9 protein-coding genes are annotated in these 12,939 nt (G+C 34.3%); 8 read left to right on the forward strand and 1 reads right to left on the reverse strand.

Going from position 1 to position 12,939, the window contains the following annotated elements; translation table 11 throughout:
- The first annotated feature begins 104 nt into the window (after positions 1-104).
- The 8 genes from B6C99_RS04565 (at position 105) to B6C99_RS04600 (ending at position 10,990) form a co-directional block, all read left to right on the forward strand.
- A complete protein-coding gene (locus B6C99_RS04565; RefSeq protein WP_086358749.1) occupies positions 105-1,358 on the forward strand; it encodes a nucleoside permease in 1,254 nt (417 codons plus the stop codon).
- A 335-nt stretch (positions 1,359-1,693) separates the two neighbouring features.
- A complete protein-coding gene (add, locus tag B6C99_RS04570) occupies positions 1,694-2,863 on the forward strand; it encodes an adenosine deaminase (protein WP_086358750.1) in 1,170 nt (389 codons plus the stop codon).
- A gap of 26 nt (positions 2,864-2,889) precedes the next feature.
- Positions 2,890-4,866, forward strand: a complete 1,977-nt coding sequence (locus B6C99_RS04575; protein ID WP_086358751.1) for a bifunctional 2',3'-cyclic-nucleotide 2'-phosphodiesterase/3'-nucleotidase — start codon at positions 2,890-2,892, stop codon at positions 4,864-4,866.
- Between the two features lie 28 nt (positions 4,867-4,894).
- Positions 4,895-5,290: a cytidine deaminase gene (locus tag B6C99_RS04580; RefSeq protein WP_065614178.1), complete on the forward strand. Its 396-nt coding sequence runs from the start codon at positions 4,895-4,897 to the stop codon at positions 5,288-5,290.
- Positions 5,291-5,454: 164 nt separating this feature from the next.
- Positions 5,455-6,756, forward strand: a complete 1,302-nt coding sequence (locus tag B6C99_RS04585; RefSeq protein ID WP_086358753.1) for a pyrimidine-nucleoside phosphorylase — start codon at positions 5,455-5,457, stop codon at positions 6,754-6,756.
- Between the two features lie 29 nt (positions 6,757-6,785).
- Positions 6,786-8,471, forward strand: a complete 1,686-nt coding sequence (ushA, locus tag B6C99_RS04590) for a bifunctional UDP-sugar hydrolase/5'-nucleotidase UshA (RefSeq protein ID WP_086354180.1) — start codon at positions 6,786-6,788, stop codon at positions 8,469-8,471.
- A gap of 130 nt (positions 8,472-8,601) precedes the next feature.
- Positions 8,602-10,149: a YjjI family glycine radical enzyme gene (locus B6C99_RS04595; RefSeq protein ID WP_371265819.1), complete on the forward strand. Its 1,548-nt coding sequence runs from the start codon at positions 8,602-8,604 to the stop codon at positions 10,147-10,149.
- Positions 10,124-10,990, forward strand: a complete 867-nt coding sequence (locus B6C99_RS04600; protein ID WP_086358755.1) for a YjjW family glycine radical enzyme activase — start codon at positions 10,124-10,126, stop codon at positions 10,988-10,990. The genes B6C99_RS04595 and B6C99_RS04600 overlap by 26 nt, the downstream gene beginning before the upstream one ends.
- Before the next feature lie 209 nt (positions 10,991-11,199).
- On the opposite strand, the gene B6C99_RS04605 is transcribed toward B6C99_RS04600, so the two are convergent.
- Positions 11,200-12,687, reverse strand: a complete 1,488-nt coding sequence (locus tag B6C99_RS04605; RefSeq protein WP_143413913.1) for a hypothetical protein — start codon at positions 12,685-12,687, stop codon at positions 11,200-11,202.
- Positions 12,688-12,939: the final 252 nt, after the last annotated feature.

Below are 12,939 nucleotides of genomic sequence, written 5' to 3' on the forward strand. Positions count from 1 at the left end.
TGTTTATCGTTATAACTAGCGTTTTGATAGTCATAACAAATTTTATTTATTCATTAATTTTTATCTTATAGGTTAGAAAAGAGCTCATTTAATAAGGAATCGAAATGAATACCAAGCTACAACTGAAAGTTATATTATTCTTACAATTTTTTATCTGGGGGAGTTGGCTAATTACCTTAGGCTCCTATATGATGATTAAATTAAAATTTACTGGTATTGAAGTTGGCGCCGTATATGGCACTATGGGTATTGCTTCAGTCTTTATGCCTAGTCTGCTTGGTATCGTAGCTGATAGATGGATACCAGCTAATCGCTTATATGTGTTATGCCATCTGATTGGCGCAGTAACCTTATTTATCGCTGCATCTATCACATCGCCATTTTTGATGATGATTGTGATGCTTATACATTGCCTTGCATTTATGCCAACCATTGCAATTTCTAATTCAATTTCCTACTCTTGCTTAGAATCACAAGGATTAGACGTTATCGAACAGTTCCCTGCTATTCGAATCTTCGGCACTATCGGCTTTATCGTAGCAATGTGGATGGTTAGCTTTATGCAGTTAGAACTTAGTAATATGCAACTTTATATTGCAGCTGCTAGTTCAGTTTTATTAAGTCTCTATTCATTAACCTTACCTTTAATTGAAGTTGCAAAAAATGATGGCAAAGAAAAGTCTATTGTAAGTTCATTAGGTTTAGATGCATTTGTATTATTAAAACAACCTAGATTGGCTATCTTCTTTTTATTTGCTGTATTATTAGGTGGGATTTTACAAATTACTAATACTTTTGGTAATCCGTTTCTACATGACTTCGACAAAGTACCAGAATATGCTGATAGCTTAGTGGTTAAATTCCCATCAGTGTTATTATCTATTTCACAAATTTCGGAAGTTGTATTTATCTTATTTGTACCATTTTTTATGAAAAAACTTGGTATTAAATATGTCATGTTAATCAGTATGCTGGCATGGGTTGCTCGTTTTGGTTTATTTGCTTATGGCGATCCATCACCATTCGGCTTTGTGCTATTACTGTTATCGATGATCGTTTATGGTTGTGCCTTTGATTTCTATAATATTTCTGGCTCAATGTATGTTGAAAAAACAGTATCACCTAACATCCGTAACAGTGCTCAAGGTTTATTTATGACAATGACTAACGGTATTGGTGCTTATTTAGGTTCAATGATTAGCGGTATTGTTGTTGATCACTATACTTCAGAAACGGGTATTGATTGGCATAATGTATGGCTTGTTTTTGCAGGTTATTCACTTGTGCTTGCTATTATTTTTGTTTTCATTTTCCAAAATGATACTACTGAGCAAAAAACCGCAACCATTAGCAGTTAACTAAAATAAGATTCAGGTCAAATAACCTTCTTTGACTTGAAATATTCAATTAATATTAAAGTAAATAGTTGAATCAGATTATTAGCTAATAACTTGATAACATCAACAATTAGGCAACCGTTAATTAGTTGCCTAATTCTTAACTAGGCTAAAATGTTACCAGCCTCACAGAAATTTGATAAGTCACACAAAATGTATGGAAAATAAGTGTCTTATCAAGGTAAAATAAAACGCTTGTAAATAGGGCTTCAATTCGGCTTTTATTACTTAAATCAATTACCGAAATATGACTATTACAAGTGCCCTATAAGCACAATTGAACAGATTAGAACTAGATGAATAAACAAATAATCCCAAAAGTTATACTTCATGAGCATGTAGAAGGCAGTATTACTCCCTTTATGGCTAAAAAACTAGCCGATAAAAATCATCTACCTTTTCCTGATTCATTGTGTTATCAAATCGGCGATTATAATGAGATAGAGTATAAAAATGGTCGATATAATTATGATGAATCTGACTTTGTTTCATTTATCCAAACCTATGATACTGTTTCTAATTTTGTGAAAAATCCTGACGATTATTACCTAATTACCTACGATTTTTTAAGTAGAAATGCTAAACAAGGGTTAATTTATTGCGAATTATTTCTGTCACCTTATCATATTTGTGCAACAGAAAACCAAGGTAAAGTTGTTTGGGATCAAGCAAGATTTCAACAAACACTAAATCAAATGGATAAAGCGATTATCGATGTCCAAAAAGAGCATAATATAACGGTACGATATCATGTTATTGGCGTACGCCATCTTGGCGCCGATATAGTATACGAGACATTACAATTTATTGAGAATAATCCGCATCCATTTATTACTGGATTTAATATTGCCGGCAATGAAAAAGCTGGACATTTTGATGATTTTGAAAAAGCTCATCAACTTGCTGAAAAATTAAATTTAAAAAAATCCTACCATGCAGGTGAAATTGATTCGGCTGAAAGTATTATTCAAGCTTTAAAACATGGTGCAAATCGTATCGGGCACGGTATCGCGGCAATTGAAGATGAGAGCTTGATTAAACAATTAGTTGATAACGAAATCACGTTAGAAATAGCTCTCACCAGTAATCGTATTTTAGTCAATAATTTACATGGTGATATTCATAATCACCCAATTCGACAACTTTATGATAAAGGGGTAAGAATTACCCTTAATACCGACGATGCTGGTATTTTTGGTACCGATATCGAAAAAGAGTATCTGCTAGCCGAGCAAGCGTTTCATTTTTCACGTTTGGAATTATTTGATATTACCCTTTGTGGAATTGATGCCGCATTCGTTGAGTCTAACGAAAAAACACGTTTATTAAACGAAGTTTTATCTTGTTTTAACAACAATGATAAACGATCTTTACAACAAGCAATTAATACTAACCAGTATCATCCGGCTATTATTGCCAGATTTAAAAAATACCAAGATTTATTATTACAAAATATTAATGGATAACCGTATCAGAAAAATAGGAAATAAATATGAATAAAACTCGACTAACCCTAAGCCTACTTACCCTATTAATTTCTGGAACACTGCAAGCAGCAACGGTTAATTTAAGAATTATTGAAACGACTGATCTGCACGGTAATATGATGAATTACGATTATTTTAAAGATCAGTATATTGATACCTTTGGTTTAGCTAAAACAGCCAATTTAATTCATCAAGCGAGGGAAGAGGTAAAAAATAGCGTATTAGTTGATAATGGTGATCTGATTCAAGGTAGTCCGATGGCTGATTATGCGCTTAATAAAGGATTGAATAAAGGTGATATTCATCCGGTTTACAAAGCTCTGAATACCCTTGATTATGTTGTAGGTAATATTGGTAATCATGAATTTAATTTTGGTTTAGATTTTTTACAAAAAAGCCTAGCAGGAGCAAATTTTCCTTATGTGAATGCCAATGTTTATGATGCTAAGACCAATAAACCTTACTTTAAACAATATATCATTTTAGATAAAAAAGTGGTCGATAGAGATGGCAAGCAACACCCTATAAAAATTGGTTATATTGGTTTTGTACCACCACAAATTATGCAATGGGATAAGCTTAATTTGGAAGGTAAAGTGATTGTTAAAGATATCACTGAAACAGCCAAAAAATTAGTACCAGAAATGAAAAAACAAGGTGCGGATATCATTGTTGCTATTCCTCATTCAGGTGTTTCTGCGGAACCTTACAAGGCATTAGCTGAAAACTCAGTTTATTATTTAAGTCAAGTTGAAGGTATTAATGCCATTATGTTTGGCCATTCTCATGGCGTATTCCCAAGTAATGATTTTAAATCACTGCCTAATACCGATATTAATACCGGAAATATTAACCATATTCCTGCTGTGATGCCCGGACAATGGGGAAGTCATTTAGGTGTAGTCGACTTAGTGATTGAAGGAGACAAATCTAACTGGAAAGTTGTTTCTAGTAAATCAGAAGCCCGCCCTATCTTCGATAGTAAAAATAAAAAAGCACTTGTTGATGCCAATAAAAATATTACCAAAGTATTAAAAGATGATCATGAAGGTACGCGTGAATTTGTTGGTAAACCAATTGGTAAGGTATCAACCGATATCAATAGTTATTTAGCCTTAGTCGAAGATACCTCCGCTTTACAGATTATTAGCGATGCACAGATTGATTATGTAAAACAATTTGTGCAAGGTGATCCTGATCTAGATGGATTACCAATTTTATCGGCTATTGCACCATTTAAAGCTGGCGGTCGCAAAAATGATCCGACAGCTTATGTTGAGGTAAAAAAAGGAGATTTGACATTTAGGAATGCAGCCGATATCTATCTTTATCCGAATATTTTATCTGCTGTAAAAATTACTGGAAAAGAGGTTAAAGAGTGGTTGGAATGTTCAGCAGGTGTTTATAATCAAATTGACATTAATTCATCAACACCACAATATTTGATTAATTGGGATAAATTTAGAACTTATAATTTTGATACTATCGATGGAGTAAGTTATGAAATTGATATCACTAAACCAGCACGTTACGATGGTAGTTGTCAATTAATTAATCCTGAATCAGAACGTATTATAAACTTAACCTATCAACAAAAAACAATTGATCCAAATCAAGCATTTTTAATTGCTACTAACAACTATCGTGCTTATACCGGTGCATTCCCTGGTACAGGTGGTAAAAATGTTAAATTTAATTCACCTGATGATTTAAGAGTTATTCTTTCAGCTTACATTACTAATTACACTAAAAAACAGGGACAAGTTGATGTAACTGTTGATAATAACTGGCGAATTGCACCAATTACCAGCCAAACTAATTTGGATATTCGTTTCGAATCATCACCAACTGATGAAGCTAAAACCTATATCGAAACACATTCATTGTATCCAACTAAGTTTGTTGAAAAAAATAATTTAGGCTTTGGTGTCTATCAACTTAATTTACAAGCACCAATAAATTTACAATCTAAAAAACAATAACATCTTGATGATGACAAGGATTATGACTATGCAAATTGAAAAATTAATCGAACTAGCAAAAACAGCACGTTCTAAAGCTTATGTACCCTATTCTAAATTTCAAGTAGGTGCGGTATTAATTACCGAAGATGACGAAGCAATTTTAGGTTGTAATATTGAAAATGCTTCCTATGGACTTGCTAACTGTGCTGAAAGAACAGCGATTTTTAAGGCAGTATCAGAAGGAAAGAAAAAATTCAAAAAATTGGTTGTGATTGGTGATACTGAAGGACCAATCTCACCTTGTGGTGCTTGTCGTCAAGTAATCAGTGAGTTTTGTGCTAAAGATATGCCAGTTATTTTGACCAATATGCAAGGCAAAATCCAAGAAACCACTGTTGGAGAATTGTTGCCTTGGTCATTTTCACCGAGTGATTTAGATTAGTTTTATTATTGAACTATGTAATTGAACTATGTAATTTAGCAATATTGAAAAATAAAAAAAGCGATTGATGATAATTAACCAAGATTAGCACAATCATCAATCCAAATTTTGGATGAGAAGAATATAATCCTAATTTGCTTTATAGATATTAAGAGAGATGTGTAATGAGATTTGTAGATATTATTGAAAAAAAACGTGATGGCAATGCTCTAACAACCGAAGAGATTCAATTTTTTATAACCAACTATACCAATGGTTCTATTCCTGATTATCAAGTCAGTGCCCTACTGATGGCGATTTATTATCAAGGTATGACTTCAAAAGAGTGTGCTGACTTAACTAGTGCGATGATGTATTCAGGTGATACCGTTGACCTATCCTCAATTAAAGGTATTAAAGTCGATAAGCATTCAACGGGTGGTGTGGGCGATACAACTACGTTAGTATTAGCACCATTAGTTGCAGCATTAGATATTCCAGTAGCTAAAATGTCAGGTCGTGGATTAGGCCATACAGGCGGAACGACAGACAAATTTGAAACCGTACCTGGTTTTAAAATTGAATTAGATAAACAAGAATTTATCGATCAAGTTAATCAAAAAGGTGTCGCTGTCATTGGTCAATCTGGCAACTTAACCCCTGCTGATAAAAAACTTTATTCATTACGTGACGTAACAGGTACGGTTAACTCTATTCCTCTTATTGCTAGCTCAATTATGAGTAAAAAACTTGCAGCTGGTGCAGATGCTATTGTTTTAGATGTTAAAACTGGTGACGGCGCTTTAATGAAAAGCATGGAAGACTCAGAAAAATTAGCTCATGAAATGGTCAATATTGGTAATCAAATTGGTCGTAGGACTATGGCTATTATCTCTGATATGTCTCAACCGTTAGGCTATGCTATTGGTAATGCATTAGAAGTTAAAGAAGCCATAGATACTTTAAATGGCCATGGCCCTGCTGATTTAACTGAACTCGTTTTAACGCTTGGCAGTCAAATGGTGGTATTAGCCAATAAAGCTAAAACATTAGATGAAGCAAGAGAAAAACTACAAGAAGTGATTAAAAATGGTAAGGCTATTGAAAAATTTAAAACGCTAATTGGGGCTCAAGGTGGTGATAGTTCGGTGGTTGATCATCCGGAAAAATTAGCTAATGCTCCTTACCAAATTGATTTACCAGCACAAAAAGCAGGTTATGTATCACGGATTATTGCAGACCAAATTGGTATTGCTGCGATGCAACTGGGTGCAGGTCGAGCAACTAAAGAAGATGTTATCGATCCTGCGGTTGGTATCGTACTACATAAAAAAGTCGGCGATAAAGTTGAAGTAGGTGAAGCACTGTTAACTATTCACGCAAGTAGTGATCGTATTGATGCAATTAAACAAAAACTGTATGACAATATTACTATTAGTGATAGCGCTGAACAGCCACAATTAATTTTTAAAGTAATTACGGAATAGCTTTAATAAATACGGATTCAGGAGGCATCATGCATCGTTTAAAATTAAATAAAAAACTGTCACTACTTGTTATTTTAAGTCTGTTTTCAGTCAATTCATTCGCAGCTGTTGCTACCAAACAGTCTACAGCACCTGCTTGGGAAAAAGATAAGTCCTACTCTTTTACTATTTTACATACTAACGATCATCATGGCCGTTTTTGGCAAAATGATATTGGTGAATATGGTTTAGCAGCACAAAAAACTGTTGTTGACCAAATAAGAAAAGAAGTAGCAGAAAAAGGCGGAAAATTACTTTTACTTTCTGGCGGTGACATTAATACTGGTGTTCCTGAATCTGATGTGTTACAAGCAAAACCCGATTTTATCGGTATGAATGAGGTTGGCTATGATGCAATGGCAGTAGGTAACCACGAATTTGATCATCCGTTAGCAATTATTCGTGAACAACAAAAATGGGCTCATTTCCCATTTTTATCAGCAAATACTTACTTCAAAAATACCGATAATCGTGTTTTTGATGCCTATAAAATATTTGATTTAAATGGTATTAAAGTTGCAGTATTTGGTTTAACTACTGATGACACTATTTTCCTTGCTTCGCCTAAAAATACCGATGGTGTTGAATTTCGTAAAACGCTACCAGAAGCGGAAAAAGTTATTAGCCAAATTAAAAGCAGTGAACGTCCAGATATGATTATTGCGGTTACTCATATGGGGCATTATGAAAATGGTGAGCATGGTTCAATGGCTCCAGGTGATGTTGAACTAGCCCGAGGATTAAAAGCTGGTGAACTAGATATGATTGTCGGTGGCCACTCGCAAAACCCAGTATGTATGGCTAGCCCTAACAAACGTATTACCGAATATGTCCCAGGAACACCTTGCGCTCCAGATCAACAAAATGGTACGTGGATTGTTCAAGCACATGAATGGGGGAAATATGTTGGTCGTGCTGACTTCGTATTCTTAAACGGTAAAATTACCCTCAAAAATTATCAGTTAATTCCAATTAATTTAAAAAAAGAAGTTGATAACGGTAACGATACAAAACGTCTTGAATATTACACCAGTGAAATCGAACAGGATAAAAAATTGTTGGAAACACTAAAACCCTATCAGGAACAAGGTAAACAACAATTACTCATTAAAAGTGGTGAGTTAACCGGTCGTTTAGAGGGTGATCGTAACGTAGTTAGATATCAACAAAGTAATATGGGGCAACTATTGCTTAGTGCCTTTATTGAAAAGACAAATGCCGACATTGGTATTATGTCTGGTGGTATGATTCGTGACTCACTAATAGAAGGCGATATTACTTATCGTGATATTTTGAAAGTTGAGCCTTTTGGTAATAGTGTTGTTTACTTTGAATTAACCGGCAGTGAATTAATCGATTATCTTAAAGTTGCATTAGGCAAAAAACAGGGTTCAGGTGGTTATACTCATTTAAAAAATATTAGCCTAACTAAAACTGGCGATACTATCAGCGACATCAAAATTAATAATGAACCAATTGATTTGCAAAAATCATATCGAATTGCAACATTAGACTTTTTAGCCGCTGGTGGAGATGGTTACCCTATCGTCAACAACTCGCCAACTTATGTAGATACAGGTTATCGAGATGCCGATGCAGTAAAACAATATTTTGAAGCACATTCACCAATTAATGCAGCCGATTATCAACCATCTAACTTTATTTTAGAAAAATAATTTTACGGTTTAAAACAGAAATATAAAAACTAATAGCACTGATAATCATAATTCTCAGTGCTAATAATTAAATGATTAGTCATAAAGATTGAATTTTTGCTCTCAGCATATAGGTAATATAGAGGTATTTATGAACATGACAGAATTTCAAAAGAATTGTTACGATATAGTGACCGATGCCAATTTGTCACCTAAACAAAAAGCGAACCTTCTCGCATTAGCCGCAGAAAATAATTTACCTTATGTTGATTTAGATAGTGAAACACAAAATGCGCTCAATGAACGGGTAATTTGTGATATGTACGAAGGACATGCACCGTATAAACCTCGTTATGTATTACCGGATTATGCAAAATTTCTTAAGCAAGGATCGGAATATTTAGAACTTGAACCAGCAAAAAACTTTGATGATGCACTAAATATGCTCACCATTGCTTATCATCACGTACCTTCGGTCACTGGTATGCCGGTTTATTTAGGCTGTTTAGATCAAGTGTTACTTCCTTATGTTGGCAATTTGACAGAAGAAGAACTTTATCCACGATTAAAACGTTTTTGGATTATGTTAGATCGTAATCTTCCTGATGCCTTTATGCATGCCAACATTGGGCCAACCGATAATGTGATCTGCCGAGTGATATTACGTGTCGATCGTGAACTTAAACAAGTTGCACCTAATTTAACTTTTATTTATGATGAAGATATCACCCCAGAATATTTACTAAATACTGCAATTGAAAACATTTGTGAAACAGCAAAACCACATATTGCTAATAATATGATGATTAAAAACGATTTTGATGAAAAAGGTTATGGTGTTGTAAGTTGTTACAACTCTCTTCCTGTTGCTGGTGGTGGTAGTACTTTATCAAGAATCAATTTAAAAGAGGTTGCGTTAAAAAGCAAAAGCATCACTGACTTTTTGCAAAATACTTTACCATATTATTGCCAATTACAATTAAATTTGATCAAAGCAAGATCGGAATTTCTTTATGAGAAATCGAATTTCTTCGCAAATAGCTTTTTAGTTAAAGAGGGATTAATTGACGCAAACCGATTCGCGCCAATGTTCGGTATTTATGCCATGGCTGAGGCAGTCAATATTCTACAAGAAAAATCCAACTTAGCTGGGCGTTATGGCGTCGATGAAGATGCTAATCAACTGGCCACCACTATTTCTCAACAACTAGCTGACTTTATTGACAGCCATACAATTAAGCATGCATGGCAAGGTAAAGCAATGTTACATGCTCAATCAGGTATCAGCTCAGATAGAGGCGCTACGCCAGGTTTACGTATTCCTTATGGTCATGAACCCGATCCAGTAACCCATATTATGGCATTATTCAAACACCATAAATATTATACTTCTGGCATTAGTGATATTTTAACGGTTGATGAAACAATAAAAAACAATCCTCTAGCCTTAGTACAAATTTGTAAAGCCGCGTTTAAATTTGGTTTCCGTGAATTTACCGCTAATATCAGTGGTAATGATCTGGTACGTGTAACTGGCTATATGGTGAGATTATCAGATATCAAAAAATACAAACAAGAGGGATCGCGAATTAATACCACCTTTTTAGGTAGTGAAGCGGCCGAAGATACTGAAAATAACAGCTACCTATGCCGAACACCTCGGGTAATCAGTCATGAACAAGTCATGGGCAATCGTTAATAAACTATTACCCTTTTCTTGTGTTGATGGACCGGGAAACCGGTTAGTCATCTTTTTACAAGGCTGTAATTTCAAATGTTTAAATTGCCACAATCCTTATACCATTTCACGGTGTAAGGATTGTTGTGATTGCGTTACGACATGTCCACATCAAGCGTTAACATTCATCAACAACAAAGTTATTTGGCAATCGTCAAATTGCCAGCAATGTGATACCTGTATTAATACTTGTAGTTATCAATCCACACCAATGACCTATAACTACAATGTTGAAGATATTTTGCTTGAAATTCGCAAGTACTTACCTTTTCTCAATGGTATTACTATTAGCGGTGGCGAAGCGACATTACAATTACCTTTTATCGAAAAGCTATTCCAAGCGATAAAACAAGCAGAAGATTTAAAACACCTGACTTGTTTTATTGATAGTAATGGTTACTTAGCAAAAACTGGCTGGCAAAAAGTTGAAAGAGTAATGGATGGTGCGATGATCGATCTGAAAGCTTGGAATACTAAAGTGCATAAAAAACTTACTGGTCGGGATAATGATCGCGTTAAACAGACCATTGAATATCTTGCCCAAATAGAAAAACTGCATGAAGTCAGGTTTTTAGTAATTCCTGAATACACTGACTTGCAAAATAACGCTAAACAACTCGCAGATTTTTTAATAACACTCGATCCTCAAATTAAAGTCAGAATAAATGCCTTCCACAATCACGGTGTACATGGCATAGCCAAAACATGGCCAGTGGCAACACAACAACAGATCGAATCTTTTGCTGCTGAATTAAAACATTATGGATTGCAGAATATTACTTTGCCGAGCGTCTATTTATAATATCTTTATAACCACACTAATTATAAGGTCGGATTATTTGCATGTACTTGCTAATCGGTTATTGTGATGGTGGTCATATTGCAAATGCAAAAATAATTATCTTTAATCAATACGAAACAACTGATAAGCATAATTATCCCCCCTGACAAAATAAACTTGCTGAAAGATGGCAATATTTTTTACCAACTTCAGCAAGTCATCAATTTTAATTAATATTTGGTACACATGGTATAGGCACTATCTGGTTCGACAATGACATTACCCTCAGCAGATCCAACACTATAGCGATGGATAAATCCATCGGAGTCAACCACAGAAGTCAATTCATTGGTGAAATAAAAATCATAATTAAATAATTTTGCATAATCAGAATCACTTATACCAGCCATCATATCGCGTAAGTCACCATTTATTGGTGCATAATAGAAAATTTTACCCCACTCTCCCATTAAGCTATTGCCAATAGCCCGTTTATATCCATTTCCTTGGAGATACCATTCGGTATTAGTGTTATTATCATAAGCAAGAGGTGAATTAGTCAGTTCTGCTCGGGTTGGTAAGCGATCACCACTGTTTCGGCATAACTTCTCCGATTCATAGAAAGAGATAAAGCCAAGATTGCCTGTATGTACATAAAACCAATGTTGTATCGAGAATTGATAGAAGAAGGTTGCGTTTGTTTGCGTATTGGTGAGTTGAATTACAAATTTATCTCCTTTACTAGGGACATTATTAGTAAAAATAAATTCACTTTTTGAGTCTGCAACCGAACTGCGTGGTACATTTTTTAGGGATGAATTTGGATTTTTAAGTATTTTGTAAGTATATTGTGATATCGAATTAACTGGCACAATTCTGAAGCGAGCATATGGAAATGCTGTACTTGGGAAATGATTACCGGAAGCATCAACAGCCGAGGCTATAAAACCAGTGCCTTTAACAAATTGATTCGTATCATAAGGATCCGCTCGATTAACAACGTTACTCCCCCACCATGCATTATTATCGCCTTCCGGCCAGCCAGTTGGATATAGGGTGTTAACTGCTAAAACGCCAGGTCTTATATAACAAATACCATCGTTAGCTTTTACGGTAAATATTTTTGAAACTTCTTTAGGCTGAGATTCAGTTGGAATACCATACTGAGTTCTAGCAGAAATACTAAAAGTAAGTTTTAGTGTTGAGTCACCGTTATAACTGCCTGAATTACAAATATTACTACCTAATGGAGCTGTTGAATCAGAAGGAATTATATTATTTTTACTATCACGCCATTCAGCTTTTACGCTCTCCACTTTAAAATTATTGCTACTTCCCAAATAATCACCATCAACATCAATAATATCATCATTAGTCATAGCTGAAAAATCAATATCAAATGAATACATAATTGGTGAAGTATCAAAGGCAACAGATATTTCATTAGACGAACCAGGGGTTATAACTAAAGGATCACTGTTTGGTACTTTTAATTTTACTTTAATACCATTAAGCGCTTTTAAGCCGCCTGACGCTTGAATCTCCGGTGCATTACCAATAATATACATTTGCGTAGTCACAAAAGATGATAAAATTGCAAATAGATTATTGGAAAAAATCAATAACATTAATAGCAATAATCTCTTTTTGAAAAATAATTTCAAAGAAATTTTTTTTAAAACAACAGCACAATTATTCATCGCTACTCCTCTACTCATAAACTTCTCCGCCTATCCGAATAAGATTATTGATTTGAAGCATTAGTGAATTAACAATTTTTATAAGTTGTTCAAAAATTGTTACCCGTTAATATCAGAGCTAAGACAATTAAAATCGTTATTTTTCTAACAGAAATTCATCCATATCTAATATACGGCTCGAACAAAATAATTTGACTACAACAATTTGTTTGTTGTTTAAGACTTAAATCGTAACATCCTAAATTTTAAAACTTGTAAAATAAGAACATC

This window comes from Gilliamella sp. N-G2 (assembly GCF_002142215.1).
GTDB lineage: Bacteria > Pseudomonadota > Gammaproteobacteria > Enterobacterales > Orbaceae > Gilliamella.